Annotated in this window: 22 protein-coding genes, 2 tRNA genes and 1 pseudogene; 21 read left to right on the plus strand and 4 right to left on the minus strand. The window is 37.5% G+C overall.

The window, feature by feature from the left end; genetic code table 11:
• Nucleotides 1-6: 6 nt before the first annotated feature.
• From odhB to ybgE, 7 genes are all read left to right on the plus strand, one after another.
• Nucleotides 7-1,212, plus strand: a complete 1,206-nt coding sequence (gene odhB, locus CUB63_RS03485; RefSeq protein ID WP_072062917.1) for a 2-oxoglutarate dehydrogenase complex dihydrolipoyllysine-residue succinyltransferase — start codon at nucleotides 7-9, stop codon at nucleotides 1,210-1,212.
• A 161-nt stretch (nucleotides 1,213-1,373) separates the two neighbouring features.
• Nucleotides 1,374-2,540 carry an ADP-forming succinate--CoA ligase subunit beta gene (gene sucC, locus CUB63_RS03490; protein ID WP_006537658.1) on the plus strand — a complete coding sequence of 389 codons (1,167 nt, stop codon included), beginning with the start codon at nucleotides 1,374-1,376 and terminating at the stop codon, nucleotides 2,538-2,540.
• Entirely contained in the window at nucleotides 2,540-3,409 is an 870-nt protein-coding gene (gene sucD / locus CUB63_RS03495) for a succinate--CoA ligase subunit alpha (protein WP_006537657.1), read from the plus strand. The genes sucC and sucD overlap by 1 nt, the downstream gene beginning before the upstream one ends.
• Nucleotides 3,410-4,895: 1,486 nt before the next feature.
• Nucleotides 4,896-6,461, plus strand: a complete 1,566-nt coding sequence (cydA, locus tag CUB63_RS03500) for a cytochrome ubiquinol oxidase subunit I (protein WP_006537655.1) — start codon at nucleotides 4,896-4,898, stop codon at nucleotides 6,459-6,461.
• A 14-nt stretch (nucleotides 6,462-6,475) separates the two neighbouring features.
• Nucleotides 6,476-7,633, plus strand: a complete 1,158-nt coding sequence (gene cydB / locus CUB63_RS03505) for a cytochrome d ubiquinol oxidase subunit II (protein WP_006537654.1) — start codon at nucleotides 6,476-6,478, stop codon at nucleotides 7,631-7,633.
• Nucleotides 7,634-7,645: 12 nt separating this feature from the next.
• Nucleotides 7,646-7,759 carry a cytochrome bd-I oxidase subunit CydX gene (cydX, locus tag CUB63_RS03510; RefSeq protein ID WP_072062915.1) on the plus strand — a complete coding sequence of 38 codons (114 nt, stop codon included), beginning with the start codon at nucleotides 7,646-7,648 and terminating at the stop codon, nucleotides 7,757-7,759.
• Nucleotides 7,759-8,043, plus strand: a complete 285-nt coding sequence (gene ybgE, locus CUB63_RS03515) for a cyd operon protein YbgE (protein ID WP_109847464.1) — start codon at nucleotides 7,759-7,761, stop codon at nucleotides 8,041-8,043. The genes cydX and ybgE overlap by 1 nt, the downstream gene beginning before the upstream one ends.
• Before the next feature lie 91 nt (nucleotides 8,044-8,134).
• Here the strand turns inward: ybgE and CUB63_RS03520 are convergent, their stop codons facing one another.
• Nucleotides 8,135-9,022, minus strand: coding sequence for a LysR family transcriptional regulator (locus CUB63_RS03520; RefSeq protein ID WP_109847465.1), 888 nt, complete (start codon nucleotides 9,020-9,022; stop codon nucleotides 8,135-8,137).
• Nucleotides 9,023-9,111: 89 nt separating this feature from the next.
• On the opposite strand from CUB63_RS03520, the gene CUB63_RS03525 reads away from it, so the two are divergent.
• From CUB63_RS03525 to CUB63_RS03575, 11 genes are all read left to right on the plus strand, one after another.
• The gene (locus tag CUB63_RS03525) at nucleotides 9,112-10,482 is read left to right on the plus strand and encodes an MFS transporter (RefSeq protein ID WP_109847466.1); all 1,371 of its coding nucleotides are present in this window, start codon (nucleotides 9,112-9,114) and stop codon (nucleotides 10,480-10,482) included.
• A complete protein-coding gene (locus tag CUB63_RS03530; protein WP_109847467.1) occupies nucleotides 10,472-10,879 on the plus strand; it encodes a DUF4440 domain-containing protein in 408 nt (135 codons plus the stop codon). The genes CUB63_RS03525 and CUB63_RS03530 overlap by 11 nt, the downstream gene beginning before the upstream one ends.
• 310 nt (nucleotides 10,880-11,189) lie before the next feature.
• A complete protein-coding gene (ybgC, locus tag CUB63_RS03535; RefSeq protein WP_006537646.1) occupies nucleotides 11,190-11,585 on the plus strand; it encodes a tol-pal system-associated acyl-CoA thioesterase in 396 nt (131 codons plus the stop codon).
• Nucleotides 11,585-12,271, plus strand: coding sequence for a Tol-Pal system protein TolQ (gene tolQ / locus CUB63_RS03540; RefSeq protein WP_036912094.1), 687 nt, complete (start codon nucleotides 11,585-11,587; stop codon nucleotides 12,269-12,271). The genes ybgC and tolQ overlap by 1 nt, the downstream gene beginning before the upstream one ends.
• 22 nt (nucleotides 12,272-12,293) lie before the next feature.
• Nucleotides 12,294-12,719, plus strand: a complete 426-nt coding sequence (tolR, locus tag CUB63_RS03545; protein ID WP_023581195.1) for a colicin uptake protein TolR — start codon at nucleotides 12,294-12,296, stop codon at nucleotides 12,717-12,719.
• Nucleotides 12,720-12,747: 28 nt separating this feature from the next.
• Nucleotides 12,748-13,815 carry a cell envelope integrity protein TolA gene (gene tolA / locus CUB63_RS03550; protein WP_109847468.1) on the plus strand — a complete coding sequence of 356 codons (1,068 nt, stop codon included), beginning with the start codon at nucleotides 12,748-12,750 and terminating at the stop codon, nucleotides 13,813-13,815.
• Between the two features lie 142 nt (nucleotides 13,816-13,957).
• Nucleotides 13,958-15,253: a Tol-Pal system beta propeller repeat protein TolB gene (gene tolB / locus CUB63_RS03555; protein WP_023581196.1), complete on the plus strand. Its 1,296-nt coding sequence runs from the start codon at nucleotides 13,958-13,960 to the stop codon at nucleotides 15,251-15,253.
• Between the two features lie 45 nt (nucleotides 15,254-15,298).
• On the plus strand, nucleotides 15,299-15,793 hold the full coding sequence (pal, locus tag CUB63_RS03560; protein WP_072062910.1) for a peptidoglycan-associated lipoprotein Pal: 495 nt from the start codon (nucleotides 15,299-15,301) through the stop codon (nucleotides 15,791-15,793).
• 9 nt (nucleotides 15,794-15,802) lie between these two features.
• Nucleotides 15,803-16,570 carry a tol-pal system protein YbgF gene (gene ybgF, locus CUB63_RS03565; RefSeq protein WP_072062909.1) on the plus strand — a complete coding sequence of 256 codons (768 nt, stop codon included), beginning with the start codon at nucleotides 15,803-15,805 and terminating at the stop codon, nucleotides 16,568-16,570.
• A gap of 154 nt (nucleotides 16,571-16,724) precedes the next feature.
• Nucleotides 16,725-16,800: transfer RNA gene (locus CUB63_RS03570), tRNA-Lys, on the plus strand.
• 31 nt (nucleotides 16,801-16,831) lie between these two features.
• Nucleotides 16,832-16,907, plus strand: a tRNA-Lys gene (locus tag CUB63_RS03575).
• A gap of 161 nt (nucleotides 16,908-17,068) precedes the next feature.
• On the opposite strand, the gene CUB63_RS03580 is transcribed toward CUB63_RS03575, so the two are convergent.
• Nucleotides 17,069-17,953, minus strand: a complete 885-nt coding sequence (locus CUB63_RS03580; protein ID WP_006537637.1) for an aminoglycoside 6-adenylyltransferase — start codon at nucleotides 17,951-17,953, stop codon at nucleotides 17,069-17,071.
• A 251-nt stretch (nucleotides 17,954-18,204) separates the two neighbouring features.
• Here CUB63_RS03580 and pnuC point away from each other — a divergent pair, with 251 nt between their 5' ends.
• Both pnuC and aroG read left to right on the plus strand, forming a co-directional pair.
• The gene (pnuC, locus tag CUB63_RS03585) at nucleotides 18,205-18,933 is read left to right on the plus strand and encodes a nicotinamide riboside transporter PnuC (RefSeq protein WP_082147311.1); all 729 of its coding nucleotides are present in this window, start codon (nucleotides 18,205-18,207) and stop codon (nucleotides 18,931-18,933) included.
• A gap of 246 nt (nucleotides 18,934-19,179) precedes the next feature.
• Nucleotides 19,180-20,238, plus strand: a complete 1,059-nt coding sequence (gene aroG / locus CUB63_RS03590; RefSeq protein ID WP_109400688.1) for a 3-deoxy-7-phosphoheptulonate synthase AroG — start codon at nucleotides 19,180-19,182, stop codon at nucleotides 20,236-20,238.
• Nucleotides 20,239-20,310: 72 nt separating this feature from the next.
• Here aroG and gpmA read toward each other — a convergent pair whose 3' ends face one another.
• Together gpmA and modF are read right to left on the minus strand one after the other, a co-directional pair.
• Entirely contained in the window at nucleotides 20,311-21,063 is a 753-nt protein-coding gene (gene gpmA / locus CUB63_RS03595) for a 2,3-diphosphoglycerate-dependent phosphoglycerate mutase (RefSeq protein WP_072062906.1), read from the minus strand.
• A gap of 389 nt (nucleotides 21,064-21,452) precedes the next feature.
• Nucleotides 21,453-22,919 (minus strand): annotated as a pseudogene (gene modF, locus CUB63_RS03600) (molybdate ABC transporter ATP-binding protein ModF).
• 193 nt (nucleotides 22,920-23,112) lie between these two features.
• Between modF and CUB63_RS03605 the strand changes: the two are divergent.
• Nucleotides 23,113-24,657, plus strand: coding sequence for a ShlB/FhaC/HecB family hemolysin secretion/activation protein (locus tag CUB63_RS03605; RefSeq protein WP_109847469.1), 1,545 nt, complete (start codon nucleotides 23,113-23,115; stop codon nucleotides 24,655-24,657).
• Nucleotides 24,658-24,661: the final 4 nt, after the last annotated feature.

Raw genomic sequence — 24,661 nt, forward strand, 5'->3', positions numbered from 1 at the left:
TAGAAAATGAGTAGTGTAGACATTCTAGTACCGGATCTCCCTGAATCAGTTGCTGACGCATCGGTCGCAACTTGGCATAAAAAACCTGGTGATAGCATTCAACGCGATGAAGTGCTGGTTGAAATCGAAACAGATAAAGTTGTTTTAGAAGTTCCTGCAAGTGAAGCTGGTGTTTTAGAAAGCATTCTTGAAGAAGAGGGCGCTACTGTTGGTTCACGCCAATTGCTAGGCCGTATTCGTTTAGGTGATAGCACTGGCATTCCTGCTGATGTGAAACCTGCTCAAGATAGTACGCCAGCACAGCGTCAAAGCGCAGATATTGCTGCAAAAGACAATAATGATGCCTTAAGTCCAACAGCACGTCGCTTAGTGGCTGAACACGATATTAACCCTGCGGATGTGAAAGGTAGCGGTGTAGGTGGACGTTTAACTCGCCAAGATATCGAAGGCCATGTTGCGAATAAGTCAACGGCACAACCTGTAGCAGAAGTTCCTCAAGCACCGTTATCTCACCGTAGCGAAAAACGTGTACCAATGACACGTTTACGTAAACGTGTAGCAGAACGTTTATTAGAAGCGAAAAACACCACTGCAATGTTGACAACATTTAACGAAATCAACATGCAACCAATCAAAGAGTTACGTGCTCAGTATGGTGAAGCATTCGAAAAACGTCACGGTGTACGTTTAGGTTTTATGTCTTTCTATATTAAAGCCGTTGTTGAAGCCCTGAAACGTTATCCAGAAGTGAACGCTTCTATTGATGGCACTGATGTGGTTTATCACAACTACTTCGATATCAGTATTGCAGTATCGACACCACGTGGTCTGGTAACACCAGTATTACGTGATGCGGATGCAATGAGCATGGCCGATATTGAGAAAAATATCAAAGCATTAGCTGTAAAAGGTCGTGACGGTAAGTTAACTGTTGAAGACTTAACTGGCGGTAACTTCACTATCACAAATGGTGGTGTTTTCGGTTCATTAATGTCAACTCCAATTATCAACCCACCACAAAGTGCCATTTTAGGGATGCATGCTATTAAAGATCGCCCAATGGCAGTAGATGGCCAGGTTGTTATTCTACCAATGATGTATCTGGCTCTGTCTTATGACCACCGTTTAATTGATGGTCGTGAGTCTGTCGGTTTCTTAGTAACCGTTAAAGAGATGCTAGAAGATCCAGCTCGTTTATTACTTGATGTATAGGTAATAGATATCGCTTTTAGGCAGGAGATGCTCCTCCTGCCTACTTAGCAACAGACACAAGCATCAAAGAAGTACAGTGTGTTCGTGAAGCCAGATTTTACTGGCTTATAGTCAAAAAAATAAGAAAGCCCGACTTTCAACAAGATTATGGATAGAACATCATGAATTTACACGAGTATCAGGCAAAACAGCTTTTCACACGGTATGGATTACCAGCACCTGCTGGTTTCGCCTGCACTACACCGCGTGAGGCAGAAGAAGCTGCATCAAAAATTGGTCAAGGCCCTTGGGTCGTGAAATGTCAGGTTCACGCGGGTGGACGTGGTAAAGCGGGCGGCGTAAAAGTCGTTAAATCTAAAGAAGAGATCCGCGCATTTGCTGAACAATGGTTAGGCAAACGTTTAGTCACTTATCAAACAGATGCTAATGGTCAGCCTGTTACACAGATTTTGGTTGAAGCAGCAACTGATATTGCTAAAGAACTTTATCTTGGTGCGGTTGTTGACCGTGGTACCCGTCGCGTTGTCTTTATGGCCTCAACAGAAGGCGGCGTTGAAATCGAAAAAGTGGCGGAAGAAACGCCAGAACTTATTCATCGCGCAATTATTGATCCACTGACAGGCCCTATGCCTTATCAGGGACGAGAATTAGCATTTAAACTGGGTTTAAAAGGCAAGCAAGTCAGTCAATTTGCTAAGATCTTTATGGGATTAGCCTCTATTTTCTTAGAGCGTGATCTTGCGCTAATTGAGATTAACCCTTTGGTTATCACTAAAGAAGACGATCTGATTTGTCTTGATGGTAAATTAGGCGTAGATAGCAACGCGTTGTATCGTCAACCAGAAATGCGTGAAATGCACGATCCTTCACAAGAAGATCCTCGTGAAGCACAAGCGGCACAGTGGGAACTGAACTACGTTGCATTAGATGGCAACATTGGTTGCATGGTCAATGGTGCAGGTTTAGCAATGGGTACTATGGATATTGTTAAACTTCACGGTGGCGAACCCGCTAACTTCCTCGATGTAGGTGGTGGTGCAACAAAAGAGCGTGTAACTGAAGCATTTAAAATTATTTTGTCAGATGAAAATGTCAGTGCTGTATTAGTCAACATTTTCGGCGGTATTGTTCGTTGTGACTTAATCGCAGACGGTATTATTGGCGCAGTTGAAGAAGTTGGCGTTAATGTTCCTGTGGTTGTTCGTCTCGAAGGAAACAATGCAGAGTTAGGCACCAAAAAATTAGCGGATAGTGGATTAAATATTATCGCAGCTAAAAGCTTAACTGATGCCGCGAAACAAGTTGTTGCAGCAGCGGAGGCAAAATAATGTCTATTTTAATCGATAAAAACACCAAAGTAATTTGCCAAGGTTTTACTGGTAGCCAAGGAACATTCCACTCTGAGCAAGCAATTGCTTATGGTACACAAATGGTCGGTGGCGTTACACCAGGTAAAGGCGGCACTACGCACTTAGGCTTACCGGTATTCAATACAGTGCGTGAAGCCGTTGAAGCAACAGGTGCAACTGCGACAGTTATCTATGTACCGGCGCCATTTTGTAAAGATTCAATCTTAGAAGCGATTGATGCAGGCATCAAACTAATTATTACTATTACTGAAGGTATTCCTACGCTGGATATGCTGACTGTTAAAGTGAAATTAGATGAAGCTGGCGTGCGTATGATTGGCCCTAACTGCCCAGGTGTTATCACTCCAGGTGAATGTAAGATTGGTATTATGCCTGGCCACATTCACTTACCAGGTAAAGTAGGTATTGTATCTCGTTCAGGTACATTAACTTATGAAGCTGTTAAGCAAACAACAGACGTTGGCTTAGGTCAATCAACTTGTGTTGGTATCGGTGGTGACCCAATTCCGGGTTCTAACTTTATTGATATTCTGAAGCTTTTCCAAGAAGATCCACAAACAGAAGCGATTGTAATGATCGGTGAGATTGGTGGTACAGCGGAAGAAGAAGCGGCCGCTTATATCAAAGATCACGTTACTAAGCCGGTTGTCGGCTATATTGCTGGTGTAACAGCGCCTAAAGGCAAACGTATGGGACATGCGGGTGCAATTATTGCTGGTGGTAAGGGCACCGCAGACGAGAAATTTGCTGCTCTTGAAGCTGCTGGTGTGAAAACTGTCCGTAGCTTAGCTGATATCGGTGAAGCAATTAAATCACTGATCAAGTAAGTAACAATTCTGTTAATAATTTCAGATTAATACTATCTAAAATGCCAGTTTCCAAAAAAGAAGCTGGCATTTTTATTTCTAGTTTCATTTAACAGCTTATATAAATAGCTAGTATTGTAATTAACATATCAATACCTTGCCTAAATTTACGCTAATAAGTTGTTTTATATTATCTTTTTTAAAAATTGATCTGTATGCGAAAACGCATTTTTCTATTTATTTACTTTATTGTCGATCCTAAAAATAATGATAAAAACCATAAACAAGTCTCTTGGATTGTTAAAAATAATATTTTAAATACGTGTTTTGAATGAAAAGAGTGTCATCTAGAAAAAATGAACATTTGTTTTATGGTGTTTTCAATACTAGGTTCTTCTATAAATATCGTAATAATTAGCGTTAAATTTATACAAGGATCACCCTGTAACGCTGATTTTTACTAAGAATATAAGACGGTTAAGCATGCTAATGAATGCATAAAGAAGAGAAGGAGGCAAGCTCTTTGGTAGGAAAAAATACCTTTCTATTATACAAAACATCAAAATGACGATTAAAGTCAGATTATGTTCTATTTATCGTTATAAGAATTGATAATAAGAAGTTGGTATTATCTCGAAGAACATTTTGTTTAAATAAGAAAAAATAATAAAAAAGTTTTCGTATTATTTCTCATGTCGTTCAATGATTGACTTATTTAAATTATCTATCTTATTGATTTATTTGTGGTTATTTGTTTTTGTGTAAATGGCTGTTTTGTATTTTGTCAGCTAAATATGGATTTATTGTACTTTTTCTATTTAGAATAAAAAAGAGGTTATAAAAAATAATATTAGGAATAAATAAGCAAGATTAGACTTTTTCATATATCTTTGTTAGATCAAAAATTGAGAGTATTTTTTTTATATATACATTTTTGTAAATTTCAACTTATTAATTAATAGCTTATTTTTTTAAAATATTTATTATTTACCTGCAAAAAAATAAAATTGATATTAAAATTAATAAAACACAATTAAATGTGTTTATTTTTAAGTCTTTTATGAAAATAAAAAGTTAATTTTATTATGGAAGTTATAAGGAGGTAAATAACACTCAAAAATAAAAACAACATTGCATTAACACAATGGTAACTATTGGGCAATTTATTCGCAACTAGTTAACATTAAAGTGTTTTTTTGATGTGGGTCAAGTTATTAATTGTGGAAAAAAATTCTGAATATGCTTAAATTGGCACACGATCAAATATGCTGTTACAAACCTAAAAGTCGTATTGTTGACCTAAGCTCAAAATTCAAATCTGGGTCACGCAAAATATATTTATTATATGTAAATATAAGCGTACTATTTGTAAGGTATTGTGTTTTTGGTCTTTAATATTCGTTGTTGTTTTTAGAGGCATTTATTGCTGGTAGTTATGAGGCTTTATAATTTAATAAAGTCGGGTTGCCGCAAGTCGGTGTCTTCCTGCTAGGAGCAAGGAGTCAAGATGTTTGATATTGTCGAACTGTCACGGTTACAGTTTGCCTTAACAGCAATGTATCACTTCCTGTTTGTCCCATTAACGCTGGGTATGGCGTTTATGCTGGCAATCATGGAAACGATATATGTTCTGTCGGGTAAACAAGTTTACAAAGATATGACAAAGTTCTGGGGTAAGTTATTTGGTATTAACTTTGCTCTGGGTGTCGCAACTGGATTGACCATGGAGTTCCAATTTGGTACTAACTGGTCATATTTCTCTCATTACGTCGGTGATATCTTCGGTGCACCTTTAGCAATCGAAGGTTTAATGGCGTTCTTCTTAGAATCAACTTTCGTCGGGTTGTTCTTCTTTGGTTGGGATCGCTTAGGTAAGAAGCAACACTTGATGGTAACTTGGTTAGTTGCTTTCGGTTCTAACTTCTCTGCTCTGTGGATCCTTGTTGCGAATGGTTGGATGCAAAACCCTGTCGCTGCAGACTTCAACTTTGAAACCATGCGAATGGAAATGTTGAGTTTTGCTGATCTGGTTTTAAACCCTGTCGCTCAAGTTAAATTTGTTCACACCGTTGCTGCTGGTTACTGTACTGGTGCATTCTTTGTTCTGGGTATCAGCTCTTACTACCTGCTCAAAGGTCGTGATATCGGTTTTGCAAAACGTTCTTTCGCAGTTGCTGCTACTTTTGGTATCGCAGCTGTATTATCTGTTATCGTGCTGGGTGATGAATCTGGTTACGAAATGGGTGACGTACAGAAAACCAAATTGGCTGCGATTGAAGGTGAATGGCATACAGAACCCGCTCCAGCTGCATTTAATCTGATTGCATTCCCTAATCAAGAAAAAATGGAAAACTCGTTTGCATTACAAATCCCTTATGTCATGGGTATTATTGCAACGCGTTCTTTCGACACACCTGTATTAGGCCTTAATGATCTGATGAGTCAGCACGAAGTTCGTATTCGTAATGGTATGAAAGCTTACGAATTATTAAGCGAATTACGCGCAGGTAATACTGATCCTGCTATTCGTGCAGCATTTAATGATACTAAACAAGATTTAGGCTACGGCTTATTACTGAAGCGTTATACTGATAAAGTTGTTGATGCAACAGAAGAGCAAATCAAATCTGCTGCAAAAGATACTATTCCTAATGTCGCACCATTGTTCTGGTCGTTCCGTATCATGGTCGCTTCAGGCTTCCTGATGTTACTAGTTGTTGCGATTTCCTTCTGGACAGTTCTGTCTAACCGCATTGGTAACTATAAATGGTTACTGCGTGCTGCTCTGTTTAGTATTCCATTACCATGGATCGCAGTTGAAGCAGGTTGGTTTGTTGCAGAATATGGACGTCAACCATGGGCGATTGGTGAAATCCTGCCTACGGCTGTAGCAACTTCTTCATTGACACAGGCTGATATCCTAGTATCTATGGGACTTATCTGTGGTCTGTATACACTGTTCCTAATTGCTGAAATGTTCCTGATGTTCAAATTTGGTCGCCTTGGGCCGAGCAGCCTGAAGACGGGTCGCTATCACTTTGAACAGAAGACAGCTTCTTCTCAAAGTAAGTAACACAGGAGTCCACTATGTTTGATTATGAAGTATTGCGATTTGTTTGGTGGCTACTGATTGGTATCTTACTAATTGGCTTTGCAGTCACTGACGGTTTTGATATGGGTGTTGGTGTGTTACTACGCGTTATCGCGAAAGATGACACTGAACGCCGTATTTTGATTAACTCTGTTGCACCTCACTGGGATGGTAACCAAGTATGGTTAATCACAGCAGGTGGTGCATTATTCGCTGCATGGCCAATGGTTTATGCTGCAGCATTCTCGGGTTTCTATTTTGGTATGATTTTCGTACTGGCGGCTTTATTCTTCCGCCCAGTGGGTTTTGATTATCGTTCTAAACTGGAATCTCCAAAATGGCGTGGTATGTGGGATTGGGGTATCTTTATTGGTAGCTTCGTTCCACCATTAGTTATCGGTGTTGCTTTTGGTAACCTGTTACAAGGTGTACCTTTAGAAGTCGATAGCATGCAACGTGTATCTTATAATGGTACGACTAATGCGCTGATCAACCTGTTAAGTCTGTTAAACCCATACGGTTTATTAGCGGGTGTGGTTAGTTTAATGATGATTGTTGCACATGGTGCAAGTTATCTTCAAATGCGTACAACTGGTGAATTACATGAGCGTACTCGTAAAACAACGTACATTACCTCATTAATTACTTTCATCGCATTCGCATTAGCAGGTGTATGGTTAATCTATGGTATCGATGGCTTTATTATTACAAGCGCTATTGATACAGCTGGTCCATCATCTCCACTACTGAAAACCGTTTCTCATGAAGCAGGTGCTTGGATGACTAACTACAACAATTATCCTGTGTTATGGGTATTACCGGCCTTAGGTCTGTTATCTCCATTACTGGCGATTGTTGCAACTAAAGCAAATAAAGGGGGTTGGGCATTCCTGTTCACTTCACTGACAATTGCGGGTGTTATCCTGACGTGTGGTGTGACCATGTTCCCATTTGTGATGCCTTCAAGCACTTTCCCAGATGTGAGCTTAACTATGTGGGATGCAACTTCTAGCCTGTTTACTCTTCAGGTGATGACAGTTGTTGCGATTATCTTTGTACCTATCGTTCTCCTTTACACCATTTGGTGTTACTGGAAAATGCATGGTCGCCTCGATAAGAAATTTATCGAAGGCAATAATCATACTCTGTACTAAGGAGCATAGAGAATGTGGTATTTTACATGGCTTCTCGGAACGCTCTTCGCTTGTAGTATTGCGGTGATCGCAGGACTGGCTTTCGAGCATGCTGAAGCGAAAAAAGCTTCAGAAAGTGAAGAATAATGTTGGATAAAAGCTACCAACTATTAGACAAGGGCCCTATTAGGGCTCTTGTTTTAATCATGGCGTTGGTAATGGCATTTTGTGTCATGTGGGACCCTAGCCGATTTGCCGCGAACACAAGTTCACTGGCAATTTGGCAAAGTGTCCTTCTTATTTGGTCTGTATGTGCTGGAGCAACTTTTGGTCTAGCATTCCGTCCTAAGCATGTTGTTGCAAAATGTTTATTACATCCAATCCCTGCAATTATTATTTTGGTTGTTGGGCTAATTTACTTTTTCTTCTAAGAAAATACCTTATTTCTACTCAGTGTATGAAAAAGAAATAAGGTATTTTATTTTCTAAATATCCTTGCTACATTCGCTCACTTTTCTAACGTTATAGCTGGATATTTTCTTTTAAGTAATCAATAAATAAACGTGTTTTTCTTGGGATATATTCACTATAAGGGAAAATAATATTAACGGATTGTGTTAACAAAGAAATATCAGGAAACAGCACGACTAATTTCTCTTCCAATAATTCTTGATGAATGAACCAATGTGGTAAAATAGCCATTCCTGTATGCGAAAGTACCATTTTTTTTAATGCCGAAATAGTATTAGTTTCAAAATAAGCATTTTGAGATAACTGAGAGAGTAAGATATTAAATTCTAAAGATGGTGAAAGTTTACTTTGACGTAAATTACTATTTGCTAAATAAGGAATAACCTTTAAGTCGTCGATAGTTTTTATTGAGAATTTCTGTAATAAACCAGGGGAAATAACCAAACTTATCTTATAATCAGCCAGCTTTGTAGATCGGTAATTGCTATCTTTCAATGTACCAAGTCGAATAGCGAGATCAAGCTTATGGTTTATTAAATCCTCAATAGAAGAATTAAATGCATATTGTATTTTTAGCTTTGGGTGTAACTGTATAAATTGATTGAGTAATGGCAAAATATAGTGTTCACCAAATTCAGTTGTTGAACTTAATCGTAACGATCCTTGCAGCTCTTGTTGTCCTAATCGCGCCTTATCCAAAGTTTGTTCTAACTGACTTAACACAAGACGAAAGTCTTGATAAAGCATTTCACCCGTTTCTGTCAGTGAAAATCGTCGAGTATTACGATTGAGTAAAGAGACATCCAATTCTGTTTCTAATGCTTTGATATGAATACTCACCATCGATTTACTTAGGCGCAAATATTTTGCTGCTTGAGTAAATGAACCGGTATCAACAACAGCAATAAAAGAGCGAATTCGATCAATTTGATTTTGCATGATTGTTTACTCTGATTAAACAATAAATTCTATTTTGTCAGATAGACGAAATTCGTCAATATTCCGTACTCTATGTGCGGAGGATTTTTATGACTTACCGCTATCGAATTGCATCTATATTTTTGCTGGGCTTTTTTATCGATTGTATTAACATTTTTATGTCAGCCATTGCATTACCTGCAATAGCCAATGATATGCAGATCTCTATCGTTTCTGTTACATGGGTTTCAAATAGTTATATTCTGGGATTAACATTAATTATTCCCTTGAGTCACTGGTTATCTCAACGTTTTGGAATTAAAGCATTGATGGTAACGTCAATGTTGATGTTTAGTTTATCGGTCGCATTAGTCGGATATTCTCACGCTTTCAGCGAACTTATTTTTTGGCGCTTTATTCAAGGTGTGAGTGGTGGACTGCTAATCCCAATCGGACAAGCATTAACTTTTCAATATTTTCAAGGACATGAAAGAAGCAAAATATCAACGATCATTATGGCGATAGCTTTGATTGCACCGGCAATATCACCGACATTAGGTGGATTTATTGTTGATGTTGTTTCGTGGCGTTGGGTTTTTTATAGTAATATTCCATTCTCATTGTTAACTGCGTTTCTGGCCTTTATCTGGGTAAAAGAGCCTTTACCTAAAGAAAATGTTATACCTGATATTAAAGGGATCATTCTTATTAGTTTGATCATTGTATCTGGATTGTTCGCATTATCTGCTTATGGTGAATATCACTCAACATTATTTGCCTTAGTGATTGCCGCACTTTCAACAAATTTTGCTGTACTTTATTATTACCATTATCGGCATCATTCATCGCCGGTTATTAATTTAGCATTATTAAAAAATAGAAATCTATCACTCTCTATTTTTATTTATTACTGTATTCCAGGTCTTTTTACTGGGGTGAATATTCTCGCTATTTTTTATTTACAACAATATTTAAAATTTACTGCTCAAGGAACAGGTTTTTTCATGTTGTTGTATGCACTGGGTGCTTTTATTTCAATGACAATAAGTGGTGCACTTTATAATAAATTAGGTATGAAATATTTATTTATAATTGCATTGCTATTGCACAGTATTGGTATTTCTTTATTAACATTTGTAAATAGTAATACAGATATTCCATTACTGATTATTGCCTATCTAATTATCGGAGTGGGTGGGGGGATTGGTGCTAACACCGCTCAAACCACAGCGTTGTATGACTTTAGTACACAAAAATTAGTTCAAGCAAGTATTATTTGGAATATTAATAGACAAGTTGTTTTTAGTATCGGGGCAACTATGGTTGCTATGTTATTTAATATTCTTTCTCTTTTTTGTTTACCACAAACAGCTTATAGCATGACCTTTTTAATATGTGCATTGATAGGCATATTACCTCTTACTTTATTATTTACAATAAAGAAAAAAGTGATTACACAGGAAACACAAGATGAATTTTAATACTGACTCAATTATAGAAAGCATTAAATCTTTGCATGATGAGATTGAAACAGTTTTTACACAATACCCACTATCAGTTGATGCCATTACAAAAATAGAAAACCTTTTATCTCAAGAGTTTTCAATGGTAGGGATCAGTGGGAAAGCAGTGAGTTATGATGACGTTATCGCGATGTTCAGACAAAATGCAGGAAAAAGACGTGGTCTGAAAATACAAACGAGAGATTATAAAATAATTTATCAGTCAGATTGTTTGGCGCTTGTCAGATATCAAGAAATACACAGTGAAAATAAGAAAATTCTTATGCGCGAATCTGTAGTGTTATTGAGACGTAATTCTCATGATGAGTGTTGGCAATGGCACTATCTTCATGAAACTCCAATCGTAAGTAATTAATTGATTTATATATAAAACCAGTTTTTAACTGGTTTTTTTTCTGTCATTAAAAATAATACTATTAAATTAAACAATCTATGAATTTCTAATTAGCAAGCATTTTTATGCTGTCTTAATAAAAATATTTTTTCTATTCAGAGCACAAAGCATATTGCGTGTTGCAAAGAAGAGTTTATGATTGGCGCCTGAAAACTGCGTTTTCTATTCTTTACGTTACTACGATTCCCTTAGAGCGACCTCTTAAGTATAGTTAGATAACCTATAGCTACATTATTTATGGACTTAACTCGGGAAAGGTAATGGAGGTAATATGCAGTTTCTTTGGCCTGTTCGTGTTTATTATGAAGATACTGATGCCGGTGGTGTTGTTTATCATGCCAGTTATCTGAAATATTTTGAACGCGCTAGAACTGAACTACTCAGAGAAAAAGGTTTTCATCAGCATGATTTACGGGAGTATGATCATGTTGTATTTGTTGTACGTAAATTATCAATAGAATATATTGCGCCAGCTCGACTTGATAATCTTTTGCAAGTAGAAAGTGAAATTACCACATTGCGTGGTGCTTCAATGACATTTTCTCAAAAGATTATTAATGAAGATGGTTGTGTATTATGTAGCGCAGAAGTGCTTGTTGTCTGCGTAGATTCATCAAAAATGAAGCCAGTAGCGCTTCCCAAGTCCATTATCGCGGAGTTTAAGTAGTGGCTGACATGAATGTTATCGATCTCTTTCTAAAAGCAGGGCTTTTAGTTAAGTTGATCATGTTGCTTTTAATCGGATTTTCTATTGCATCTTGGGCGATTATTATTCAGCGAACTAAAGTTCTGAATGCCGCCGATCGTGAAGCTGCAGATTTTGAAGATAAATTCTGGTCAGGTACTGATTTGGCTCGTTTATATAAAGATAGCCAAGCTCGCCGTGATGAATTATCTGGCTCAGAGCAAATTTTTCATTCTGGCTTTAAAGAATTTGCCCGTTTGCATCAAGCAAGCGTTCATGCTCCTGATGCAGTTGTTAATGGGGCATCAAGAGCAATGCGTGTTTCTTTCAATCGTGAATTAGAATCTTTAGAAACTCATATTCCTTTCCTCGGCACTGTTGGTTCTATCAGCCCATATATTGGTCTGTTTGGTACAGTATGGGGAATTATGCATGCATTTATTGCATTAGGTAGTGTTAAACAAGCAACATTACAAATGGTTGCTCCCGGCATTGCTGAAGCGTTGATTGCAACAGCTATCGGTTTATTTGCGGCAATCCCCGCAGTTATGGCTTATAACCGGTTTACGCAGCGTGTAAATAAACTGGAACAAAGTTACGATAACTTTATGGAAGAGTTCCTGACGATTTTACATCGCCAAGCTTTTGCCTCCGCAGAAAAGAAATAGTTAACGCAGAAGGAGAGAGCTGATGGCACGGGGTCGCAGTAGCCGCCGAGGCGTAAAATCAGAGATTAACATTGTTCCTTTGCTCGACGTATTATTAGTGCTGTTACTTATTTTCATGGCAACGGCACCTATTATCTCGCAAAGTGTTGAAGTTGATCTTCCTGAAGCAACAGAGACACAAACTGTTTCAAGTAGTGATAACCCTCCTGTGATTGTCGAAGTGGCAGGGGTTGGGCAATACAATATTCGTGTTGATCAGGAAGTATTAGAATTATTACCACAAGAACAGATTATGGCTGAAGCTAAACGACAACTGGAAAAAAATCCGAAAGTTGTATTTCTTATTGGCGGTGCTAAAGATGTTCCTTATGATGAGATAATTAAAGCGCTCAACATGTTACGTCAAGCAGGTGTTAAATCTGTAGGTTTAATGACTCAACCTATGTAATTAGGTTGAAATAAGTTTGGATAATAGCGTGGGAAAGAAAACGAAGCCAATTCGAAGTAAATTGAGCGGTTCAGTTATCTTGTCTACCGCCTTGCATTTACTCGTTATAGCCTTACTTATCTGGGGTTCGTTAACTCAGAAATGGGATTTAGGTGGTGGCGGTGGATCTGATGGACAAGTTATTGATGCTATTATGGTCGATCCTAATGCTGTGGTGCAACAGTATAATCAGCAAAAAGCGCAACAAGCTAACGTCCAAAAAGCCGAGCAAGAGCGTAAAGAGCGAGCTGAGCAACAAGAAGAAGAGTTGCGTCAGCAGCAAATGAAAGAACAAGAACGTTTGAAAACGTTAGAAGTTGAACGTTTACAAGCAAAAGAGGCGGCAGAGGCTCAAAAGCGTGAAGCAGCATTAGCTGCCGCTAAAGCAAAAGAAGAACAAAAGGTTGCAGAAGAAGCGGCTGCGCAAGCAAAAGCTGAACGTGATCGCATTTTAAAAGAGCAAACAGATGCTAAAAAACAAGCAGAAGCTGAAGCGAAAAAACAAGCTGAATTAGCCGCAAAGCAAAAAGCGGAAGAGGCGAAAGCTAAAGCTGAGGCAGATGCTAAAGCGAAAGCAGAAGCTGAAGCCAAAGCGAAAGCTGAAGCGGACGCTAAAGCCAAAGCAGCCGCAGAAGCAAAAGCCAAAGCAGCAGCAGAGGCTAAAGCAAAAGCCGCAGCTCAACAGCAAAGTAAAGCAGTAGATAGTTTACTTGATGGTTTAATGGCTGATGGTAATAAACAAAGTGGTGCAGCCGCCGCTGGTCAAGGCGGTGGAAATCGTACTGGTGCCAATAATGCAGGTGTTGCTACTTATATTGGACAAGTAAAAACGGCTATTGAGCAAAAGTTTATTGACCCTGAGTTGTATAAAGGGCGAACTTGTGAGCTAAAAGTCAGTATTGCACCTGATGGCTTGTTAATCAGTGCGAAGGTTGTAGGGGGGGACCCTTCTTTATGTCAAGTGGCATTAAGAGCAGCAAATACCGCTAAATTACCGAAGCCACCGAAAGATGTTTATGAACAAGTAAAATCATCAGTAATTGAGTTTAAACCATAAAACTGTCTGATTGTAGGAAAACACACACTAATTTATATCTATTTTAGAATGTTATTGATGCGTTGTATGGTGTTGTTGAAAAGCGTTTGTTACTATTCTGTGCGTTATTGCGTAATAACCGCAATAATAAAAGGGAGACATGATGAAGCAGGCATTAAATGTTATCTTCGGGCTTTTAATTTTATGCGTAACCACTCTGGCTAACGCTGAAGTTCGAATTGAAATTACACAAGGGGTGAATACTGCACGCCCTATCGGTGTTGTTCCTTTTAAATGGGAAGGCACTGGTCAAATGCCAGAAGATATCGCTGGTGTGATTGCAGCAGATTTACGTAATAGCGGAAAGTTTAATCCTATTGATGTATCACGTATACCTCAACAGCCTGTCACGGCTTCTGAAGTCCAACCTGCATTATGGACTGCATTAGGGATTGATTCTGTTGTTGTTGGACGCGTACAACCGTCAGCGGATGGTCAATATTTAGTAAGCTATCAGCTAGTTGACGTTGCGGGCTCTCCAGGCGCGGTTTTATCTCAAAGCGAGTTTAAGGTCCCATCTAAATGGCTACGTTATTCTGCTCACACAGCCAGTGATGAAGTGTTTGAAAAACTGACAGGTATTCGTGGGGCATTCCGTACACGTATTGCTTATGTTGTTGTGACTAATGGTGGCGCATATCCTTATGAATTACGCGTTTCTGACTATGATGGTTTTAACCAAGATCGTGTTTATCGTTCATCACAGCCATTAATGTCACCAGCATGGTCACCAGATGGTGCTAAACTTGCATATGTGACCTTTGAAAGTGGTCAATCTGCTTTAGTGGTACAAACATTAGCAACAGGTGAAATTCGTCAAATAGCATCATTCCCAAGACATAATGGTGCACCATCGTTTTCACCAGATGGCTCTAAACTTGCATTTGCTCTTTCTAAGAGTGGTAGCTTAAATCTGTATGTTATGGATTTAGCCAGTGGAAATATGACACAGGTAACCAATGGCAGAAGTAATAATACTGAGCCAAATTGGATGCCAGATGGACAAACCTTAGTCTATACTTCAGATCAAGGTGGACGTCCACAAATTTACAAGGTTAATATTAACGGAGGAACGCCTGAGCGTATTACGTGGGAAGGTAAACAAAACCAAAATCCTGCAGTAAGCCCAGATGGCAGTTTCTTAGTTATGGTGAGTTCTGAAAGCGGTAGGCAACATATCGCTAAGCAGGATCTGGAAACGAATTCCGTACAATATCTAACAGATACGTTTCTGGATGAAACGCCAAGCATCGCGCCTAACGGCACAATGGTTATTTATAGCTCTACACAAGGCTTAGGCACCATTTTGCAGCTAGTATCGACTGATGGACGTTTCAAAGCGCGTCTTCCGGCGACTGATGGTCAGGTTAAATCGCCTGCCTGGTCGCCGTTTATGTGATGCATAAAAATTATGTATGGCAAACAAATAAAGGAACAAATAGAGATGCAATTAAACAAAGTGTTTAAAGGGTTGATGTTAGCATTACCACTCGTTGCTGTTGCAGCATGTAGCTCAAACAAAAACGACGATCAAACTGATACAAACAATGTACCAGTTGTTGAACAAGGTCCTACTGCTGAAGAATTAGCACGTCAGCAATTAGAACAACTGAAACAACAAAACATCGTTTACTTCGGTTTTGACAAATATGACATTAGCTCAGACTACGCTAACCTGTTAGATGCACACGCTGCATTCCTGCGTGCTAATCCTTCAGTACGTATCACTGTAGAAGGTCATGCGGATGAACGCGGTACTCCAGAATACAACATCGCGCTGGGCGAACGTCGTGCTAACGCTGTGAAAATGTACCTGCAAGGTAAAGGCGTATCAGCTGAACAACTGTCAATCGTTTCTTACGGTAAAGAAAAACCAGCTGTACTGGGTCATGACGAAGCCGCTTATGCGAAAAACCGTCGTGCAGTACTGGATTACTAAGAGAACGGCATGAACAACAGTAACTTCAGACCTTTCTTGATGAGTCTGTTGTTACTGGTTGGCGTAGCGGCTCCTGTAGCCGCTATTGCCCAAGCGCCAATCAGTAATATCGGTTCAGGTTCGACCGATGAACGACTCGCCCAACTTGAGCGTTTTTCAAATGCTCACAGCCAGCTTTTGACTCAATTACAGCAACAACTCGCTGATTCTCAGCGTGATATTGATATGTTACGTGGTCAAATTCAGGAAAATCAATATCAGTTAAATCAAGTTGTTGAACGCCAACGCAATATCTATCAACAATTAGATAGCCTTGGTGGTGGAGCTTCAACATCAACAGAAGCCACCCAATCTGATAATACTGCTTCTTCAACATCTCCTGCGGCAACTAATTCAGGGCAAGGTGATGAGAAGGCTGATTATAATGCAGCAATTGATATCGTATTGAATTCAAAAGATTACGATAAGGCAATTGTTGAATTAAACAACTTTATCAATAACTATCCAAAATCTAGCTATCAATCAAATGCACAATTTTGGTTGGGTCAGATGTATTACTTAAAAGGTAATAAGGATCAGGCAGCAAGCACCTTTGCTATTGTTGTTAAAAACTATCCAAAATCTCAAAAAGCAAGTGAAGCCTTTTATAAAATTGGTTTAATTATGCAAGAGAAAGGGCAAAAGGATAATGCTAAAGCTGTTTACCAACAAGTGATTAAGCAATATCCAAATAGCGCTGGCGCTAAATTAGCGCAAAAGCAGCTAGGAACACTCTAATTATTGACCCCGTAATGTAAAATGTTGCATTTTCGGGGTTAAATGATTGTTTTTTCAACGGTTGAATGTTTTTTTGAAAAAAAACGTTGCACAAATACATTAAATCAGTATTATTACCCGCCGTTGCCACAGAGAATGTGGCGAGTTCGAAAAAGGGTCGTTAGCTCAGTCGGTAGAGCAGTTGACTTTTAATCAATTGGTCGGGCGTTCGAATCGCCCACGACCCACCATTTTCGAATACCAATCCGTTTTTATTGAAATGGGTCGTTAGCTCAGTCGGTAGAGCAGTTGACTTTTAATCAATTGGTCGGGCGTTCGAATCGCCCACGACCCACCATTTCAAACCCTTCCGTATATATCTATCATTTCTTAAACAGTAAATAACGTTTATTATCTTTCTATTTTTTGATAGTGCAGTTCACCACTTTATTAAGCAATGAAGATAGTTTTATCCCAATTGAAAAAACTATCAGGTCTTAATCTGTAATAATGTTCAAATCAGTAATGACAAATAATTGATGACGTGATTTGGGTGTATTCATTTTCAGTCAAAAATTCATTATCGATTAACCAATTACTGACAAGCTCTTGGGTTTTAATGGCTGTATCGATAGGATGGTTTAACCGTTTCGAAGCATCAAGGAAAAAAGCCATCATAACAGAAAGGGCGGCTGCTGACTCATAAGGTGTACTCATTGCCAAGGTGCTTTCTAGTGAACGCAATGAATAAAACTTAGGTAGCCATTCTTTCAGATTTTTTCCTTGATACCACACATCTTGTGTTGATGTACTTAGCGCAACTTGTTCAAGTAACTCGATTAGCCATTCACGCATATCGTTTATACGATAATTAGCAAACCAAAACTCATGGCGTAAAATGGCTATAGCGACTTGTGACGCTTCGAACCAGAATTCTTGAGCATTATCGTAAGCTTGCTCTTTCGTGAGCGTAGGTGGCGTTATAGTGCTAATTTCAGGAAGTCCGTCACATAAACCTGTTTTATCAAGTAAGATCTGGTATCCACGCTGGTAAACTGGGCTAAGTCCCTCTGTTTTCATGCTAAAAATACGCTCAGGTTCTGCCATCATAATGTCCATTTTGCGACCTTGAGCTAAAACATGTAAATAAATAGGCCAAAGTTTACCTTTAGGATCTTCACACTCTAATTGTAAGTTAACTAAGCTATCACCAAATTGTGATAACCAATGTTGGTTTTTTGCGAGTTCAGTCGCACCATAACCGATAAGCTCTATATCAATATCAGAATAACTGTCTATCTTTTTATTACGACCTAATGATCCTGTCAGTATTACAGCTTCAATTCTAGGATCGAGGAGAGCAAAAGATAGTGTGCGATCGATTAAGCGTGTTGTTGGCTCCATATTTCTCTCTAATAATTAAAAGGTATAAAGTTATTTATCGTTTTTATTGTTTAAAGCGTAGATCAGAATAATTTGTTTAGTGTATAAAACATTTTTTTGTTGTTTTTATAGTTAAGCAATATAATGTTTAGTATTTAAAACTAAGTGCCATTATAAATATGAATTTATAATATATCTTTACTACTTTGCAAAGATGTCGCAATAACCCATATTTTCTTTGTTTTTTTCTATGATTAAGTCGGGGTTGTAAAATGGATGTCATGAGTTGGTTTAGTATCAATAATATTTTAGTCAACATTCCACTTGGACAAGGTGGGTACCCACTTTCGTGGATTGAAGCTGTGGGCACTATAGCAGGTCTCTTGTGTATATGGCTTGCAAGTCAGGAAAAAATTATTAATTACTTATTTGGACTGATTAACGTCACCTTATTTGCCATTATCTTTTTCCAAATTCAGTTATATGCAAGTTTATTGCTTCAAATTTTCTTCTTTGCGGCCAATATTTATGGATGGTATGCATGGAGCCGAGTAAATGATTTTGAGCAAGCGGAACTAAGAATTCGTTGGTTAAAACCAAGCCATCGTCTCTTTTTAATTATTGTTTCAATTGCTGCTATTGTCGCTTTGACTTTTAATATTGATACTGTATTTGGTTATTTAGCCGTTGTTGCTGTTGATATACTAAATGTCTTTGGCGCAAACTTAGCTACACCAGTGATTGAACCTGATGCTTACCCATTCTGGGACTCTACAATGACCGTCCTGTCGATTGTAGCGATGATCTTAATGACACGGAAATTAGTTGAAAACTGGCTAATTTGGTCTGTTATTAATGTGATTAGTATTGTTATATTCTACAAACAAGGTGTTTATGCAATGTCTGTTGAATATATTATTTTACTGGCTATCGCTATTAATGGTTCTCGTTTGTGGATCAAAGCAGCAAAACACTCTAGTAGAAATAATTATCTCTCCTAATAAAAAAAGGCTGGCAGAGTTATCTTTCTCGCCAGCTTTACTATTCATTGTTTTTATTCTTATCCTTAACGCAATTTTGAATCATTATTTCGCTTAAATGCGCTATTTCCATTTTTGACGATTTTTTAGAAAAATAACTATAGATGCTTTAAGGTGAAAGGGTGTTTACAGATAGAAAATGAATGGTTAGATTGGGAAAGCAATAATAACATTGACTAGATAACATAAAAGAGTGGATACACGGGAATGAATTATCAAAATGATGACCTTAAAATAACACAAATTAATGAACTCTTACCGCCAGTGGCTTTATTGGAAAAGTTTCCAGCAACTGATAATGCGGCTTTTACAGTTCGTCATGCCCGTGAAGCTATTCATCAAATCCTAGCAGGAAAAGATGATCGTCTATTAGTGGTAATTGGACCTTGTTCTATTCATGATCCGAAAGCTGCACTGGAGTATGCACAACGTTTAAGTCTTATTAGAGAAGAGCTGAAAGATAAACTTGAAATTGTAATGCGTGTTTATTTTGAAAAACCACGTACAACAGTCGGTTGGAAAGGCTTAATTAACGATCCTCATATGGATCATACTTTTGATATTAATGAAGGTTTACGCATTGCTCGTAATCTTTTATTAACGATTAATGATAGTGGCTTACCAACTGCTGGCGAGTTCTTAGATATGATAACACCTCAATACGTTGCTGATTTAATGAGTTGGGGGGCTATTGGCGCTCGAACCACAGAATCACAAGTTCACCGTGAGCTTTCATCTGGTTTATCTTGTCCTGTTGGTTTTAAAAATGGTACAGATGGCACCATTAAAGTTGCTATTGATGCAATCAATGCGGCGGGATCACCACACTGTTTTCTTTCAGTGACTAAGTGGGGTCATTCAGCTATTGTGCGTACAGCAGGTAATGGTGATTGCCACATTATTTTACGTGGTGGTAAAGAGCCAAATTACAGCGCTGAACATGTTGCAGCGGTGAAAGAAGGGCTTAAAAAAGCCGGTTTACCACAAAATGTGATGGTTGATTTCAGTCACGCCAATAGTTGCAAGAAATTTGAGAAACAAATGGAAGTTGGTGCTGACATTTGCCAACAAATTAGTGCGGGTGAAAAAGCATTAATTGGCGTTATGATTGAAAGCCATTTAGTGGAAGGTAGCCAGTCATTAGAAAGCGGCGAGCCTTTGGTTTACGGCAAGAGCATTACCGATGCCTGCATTGGTTGGGATGATACCGAAATACTGTTACGCCAACTAGCATATGCAGTTGCGGCGCGTCGAAATAAAGCGTAATAATTAAATTTAGAGTATAAAAATGCCACTTTGAAGTGGCATTTTTTTATCTAACTCAAAATAAAAGTAAAATTATTTTGCTTTACCTTGGTTAGCAACAGCGGCTGCTTTTGCTGCGATTTCGTCAGCATTACCTAAGTAGTAACGTTTGATTGGTTTCATATTTTCATCAAATTCGTAAACTAAAGGTACAGCGGTTGGGATATTCAGCTCAAGAATTTCATCTTCGCTCATGTTGTCTAGGTATTTAACCAGAGCACGCAGTGAGTTACCGTGAGCGGCGATGATAACTTTCTCACCAGAAGCAACACGTGGTTTGATCACTTCTTCCCAGTATGGTGTTACACGGTCGATAGTTAATGCTAGGCTTTCTGTTAATGGCAGTTCTGCTTCAGTTAAAGATGCATAACGAGGATCTTTACCTGGGAAACGTTCATCGTCTTTAGTTAATTCTGGTGGAGTGATAGCAAAACCACGACGCCATTGTTTAACTTGCTCATCACCGTATTTTTCAGCGGTTTCAGCTTTGTTTAAACCTTGCAGAGCGCCATAATGACGTTCGTTTAATTTCCAGCTTTTTTCAACTGGCAGCCATTGTTGATCAACTTGATCAAGAATGTTCCACAAGGTGTGAATTGCGCGTTTCAAAACAGAAGTATATGCATAGTCAAAAGCAAAACCTTCAGCTTTTAGCAGTTTACCTGCTTCTTGCGCTTCATTACGGCCTTTTTCGGACAGCTCAACGTCAGTCCAGCCTGTAAAACGGTTTTCTTTGTTCCATACACTTTCACCGTGTCGAACTAGCACAAGCTTAGTTACTGCCATAGTTTAGACTCCTATAATTACTTTCTTAATATAAGTTTAAAATCAGCACTTCAATCATTATATGGATCATCGACAAGAACGCCAAACATAAGTGACAAAACAAGAGGGATTAAGTCAAAAATGTCGTTTGTTCGATGAATTATTGCACAGTTGTCACACCTTTTGCTTAATCGTTCAAGCTGTTAATCTAGCGGGATCGGCGTAAAAAAACAAAATATCCGTTTTGTATAAAAAATAGACGAAAATAACGTCCGTAAAAATGACACATTTTTTATTTATTATTGTTCGAATAATAAGCAAAAAAGCGTCAATTTAAATAAAAAAGTAAAGCTAAGTTTACCGTTAATTTCTAAAATCATTGCCCTGATTATGACAGTAAAAATCAACATTTAACAAATTTCTTGTTGGTAACGATAAATTTCGCCTTCTTTAATAAATGTCAATCGATGAGTAATACACGATGGCGCGTCTTCTTGATGGTGGCTCACAAATAAAAGTTGCGTATTGCTGTGGCTTATCATGATATCTATAAAACGTTGGATTAAGAGCCGATTCGTTGTATCTAATCCTTGCAGTGGTTCATCAAGAATGAGCAAAGTAGGGTGCTTAACTAATGCTCTAACAATTAACACTAAACGTTGCTGCCCCCATGATAAAGCATGAAATGGACTATTGGCATAGTTTGTTAAACCAATTAACGCTAACCATTCATCAGCAAGTTTAAGCTGCTTATCTGTAATCGCTTGATAAATGCCAATAGAGTCATGAAAACCTGAAATAATGACATTCTTTACTGTTGAAGAAACTCGATAACTCTGATGCAAGGCATTACTGACATAACCAATATGGCGTTTAATCTCCCATATTGTTTCACCACTGCCTCTTTTGCGGCCAAATAGTGTTAAGTCATTGCTGTAACCTTGAGGGTGATCACCTGTAATCAAACTTAATAACGTCGATTTCCCTGCACCATTAGGGCCTAAAATCTACCAATGTTGCTGAGGTTTTACCTCCCAGCTTAAATGGTGAAGAACAGGTTTGTCGTTATAGCTCACTACGCCATTTTTTAGCACGATAGGGGAAAGTGTCGGTGATAATTGAGGAATAGCATCTGGTAGATCTTGCTCAGGTAATGTGAGATTTTCCAGCGTTTCACTGTGAGATAATTGCCCTATTACAGAGTCAGATAACACCTGTTCTTTCTCACCGTTGGCGACTAATTCGCAATTAATTAGTAGACCTGCATACTGAATAAAGTCAGGAATATCATTAAAACGATTTAAAATCAGTATGATAGTAAGATTTTGTTGATGTAATAGAGTTAGTAACTCATTTAAAGCGCGGCGAGAATCAACATCTAAGCCATCAAAAGGCTCATCTAAAATAATCAAATCTGGTTTGTTCATTAAAAGCTGAATAAGTAATACTTTCCGAGACTCACCAGTAGAAAGATATTTAAATCGTCTTGATAGCAAGTATTCAATACCAAATTGTTTTGCTAATAAAAAGCATCTGTCATCATCTTTTACCTGCATTTGAATAACTTGAGCTACGGTTAAGCCAGTGTCTTCTTCACCTTCACTTAATAAATCTGTGTTATTACGACGCCACTCTTCTTCAATCATTTTTTGTAGTTTTTCAAAAGAGAGGCTAATTGGACGAGAAAATGTATTGATAAACTCACCAGAGAGCAAAATACCTTCTTGGCATAATGCATTTGCTAAGGCAGTTTTGCCACTTCCATTACTGCCTACAAATGCCCAACTGTCACCTTCGTTTATGACTAAATTGTCAATTTGTAAACAGAGTTTATCGCTTAAGCGAAATTGTGTTTTGTTGAGTTGCAAGTGTTTCATTATTATTAGCCTTGTTTTTTTAATGTAAGCTAAGTGCAAGTTAAGTATCTAGCAATATAGGGTTAATAGAAACTTGTCAATATTTGCTGAAAGAACGTTTTCCACAAGTATTATACACCTACTATTTAATGATAACCTTTAAAATGCGTTTCCTATGTAAATATATAAACATCTTTTTAAGGATGATTTATATATGCATAAATTTAAAAAAATTCACCTATTCTGCTTTGTACTTTTACTCTTTAGTAAAAATAGTTTTTCTTTGAATAATGAAAGTGTAAATAACAATTGCTTTCTTATTAATAAAATTGATCTGATAGGAAGCAATTTATTAGATTATAGAAGTAAATCTAAAATAATTTCACCATATCTACAACAATGTTTAACATCAAATAAGATAAAAAAGATAGCTGAATTAATTACTCATAATTATATTAAAAAAGGTTATGTCACATCGCAAGCAATAATTGAAGAGCAAGAGATTTCCAATCATAAATTAGTAATAAAGATTATTGAAGGCAGAATAAAAGATATTTCTATCAATGGTGTTTCTTCTAGATTGGTCGATATTATTTTTCCTTCATTTAAAGGAGCGATTTTAAATCTACGAGAGTTAGAACATGGGTTAGAACAACTTAATCGATTAACAACATCACAATATACATTAGATATAAAACCAAGCGATAGTGTGGGATATTCTTCTATTTTTATTGTTCAAAACAATAAAAAAACGCCTTTTAAAAATCAATTAATCGTTGATAATTCAGGTGATAAAATAACAGGTGAAATTCTATTAGCGAATACTACAACCATAGATTCATTATTTGGATTGGGTGAACAATGGGGTTTTTCACTAAGTTCAAATATAGATTTTTCTCGTGCTCACTATTCTCGCTCTTATTCTGCAAGTGTGAATATTCCTTATGGTTATTGGTTTTATCAATATCAATTATTCCATAGTCAATCCTCTTATCCTTTTCAAAGTCAGAATGCTCAGTATAGTTATAAAAACAAAAATAGAAATCAACAATTTGATATTAGCCGTTTAGTCTATCGTAATAATAAACAACGAATAACCCTAAAGGGGACATTAAAACATAAAAAAGCAAAAACACAATTAGCTCAACAAAAATTATTAATAAGTAGCCCCACATTAACTTCTTTATTATTCAGCCCACAATATAGTTTACATTTCGATAGAGGATATTTAACGATTAATCCAATGATAGAAGTGGGACTTTCTTTTTTGGGGGCATCACCTGATTATATTGCTGATAATTCACCTCGTAGTCATTATCGAAAGCTAAGCATAAATTTAAGCTATCAACATTTATTATTTAATAAACTTTCCTATATTACGTCATTTTATGGACAATATACGCAAGATAATCTTTATAGTATAGAAAAACTAGCAATTGATGGAATAAAAGCAGTTCGTGGATATAAAGAATCAAAATTGAATGCGAATAGCGGGTTTTATTGGCGTAATGAAATCAATATATCACCAATAAATTTTTTTTTAGGAAAGTGGAATTTTATTTTTGCGCTTGATTATGGTGTTGCTCATTCAGATAAATATGAAACAAAGAAGAGTGAAATAATTGGAAGTGCAATAGGTGCTTCTTTTTATCACTCTATTTTTTCCTCTCAAATATTAATTAATAAACCTATGTTTTATCCCACATCATTAAAGCCCGATCACTGGTCTTTATTTTGGTCTGTTTCTTTTGCTATTTAAAGTT

It is taken from the genome of Proteus penneri, from assembly GCF_003144535.1.
GTDB lineage: Bacteria > Pseudomonadota > Gammaproteobacteria > Enterobacterales > Enterobacteriaceae > Proteus > Proteus penneri.

Bases quoted from the DNA above. Each gene is read 5' to 3' on its own strand.
- pnuC (WP_082147311.1), top strand. From the start codon at position 18,205: ATGGATGTCATGAGTTGGTTTAGTATCAATAATATTTTAGTCAACATT.
- ybgF (WP_072062909.1), top strand. From the start codon at position 15,803: ATGAACAACAGTAACTTCAGACCTTTCTTGATGAGTCTGTTGTTACTG.
- gpmA (WP_072062906.1), bottom strand. From the start codon at position 21,063: ATGGCAGTAACTAAGCTTGTGCTAGTTCGACACGGTGAAAGTGTATGG.
- sucD (WP_006537657.1), top strand. From the start codon at position 2,540: ATGTCTATTTTAATCGATAAAAACACCAAAGTAATTTGCCAAGGTTTT.
- cydB (WP_006537654.1), top strand. From the start codon at position 6,476: ATGTTTGATTATGAAGTATTGCGATTTGTTTGGTGGCTACTGATTGGT.
- CUB63_RS03530 (WP_109847467.1), top strand. From the start codon at position 10,472: ATGAATTTTAATACTGACTCAATTATAGAAAGCATTAAATCTTTGCAT.
- tolR (WP_023581195.1), top strand. From the start codon at position 12,294: ATGGCACGGGGTCGCAGTAGCCGCCGAGGCGTAAAATCAGAGATTAAC.
- pal (WP_072062910.1), top strand. From the start codon at position 15,299: ATGCAATTAAACAAAGTGTTTAAAGGGTTGATGTTAGCATTACCACTC.
- CUB63_RS03525 (WP_109847466.1), top strand. From the start codon at position 9,112: ATGACTTACCGCTATCGAATTGCATCTATATTTTTGCTGGGCTTTTTT.
- odhB (WP_072062917.1), top strand. From the start codon at position 7: ATGAGTAGTGTAGACATTCTAGTACCGGATCTCCCTGAATCAGTTGCT.
- cydA (WP_006537655.1), top strand. From the start codon at position 4,896: ATGTTTGATATTGTCGAACTGTCACGGTTACAGTTTGCCTTAACAGCA.
- ybgC (WP_006537646.1), top strand. From the start codon at position 11,190: ATGCAGTTTCTTTGGCCTGTTCGTGTTTATTATGAAGATACTGATGCC.
- CUB63_RS03605 (WP_109847469.1), top strand. From the start codon at position 23,113: ATGCATAAATTTAAAAAAATTCACCTATTCTGCTTTGTACTTTTACTC.
- tolB (WP_023581196.1), top strand. From the start codon at position 13,958: ATGAAGCAGGCATTAAATGTTATCTTCGGGCTTTTAATTTTATGCGTA.
- ybgE (WP_109847464.1), top strand. From the start codon at position 7,759: ATGTTGGATAAAAGCTACCAACTATTAGACAAGGGCCCTATTAGGGCT.
- CUB63_RS03580 (WP_006537637.1), bottom strand. From the start codon at position 17,953: ATGGAGCCAACAACACGCTTAATCGATCGCACACTATCTTTTGCTCTC.
- cydX (WP_072062915.1), top strand. From the start codon at position 7,646: ATGTGGTATTTTACATGGCTTCTCGGAACGCTCTTCGCTTGTAGTATT.
- CUB63_RS03520 (WP_109847465.1), bottom strand. From the start codon at position 9,022: ATGCAAAATCAAATTGATCGAATTCGCTCTTTTATTGCTGTTGTTGAT.
- aroG (WP_109400688.1), top strand. From the start codon at position 19,180: ATGAATTATCAAAATGATGACCTTAAAATAACACAAATTAATGAACTC.
- sucC (WP_006537658.1), top strand. From the start codon at position 1,374: ATGAATTTACACGAGTATCAGGCAAAACAGCTTTTCACACGGTATGGA.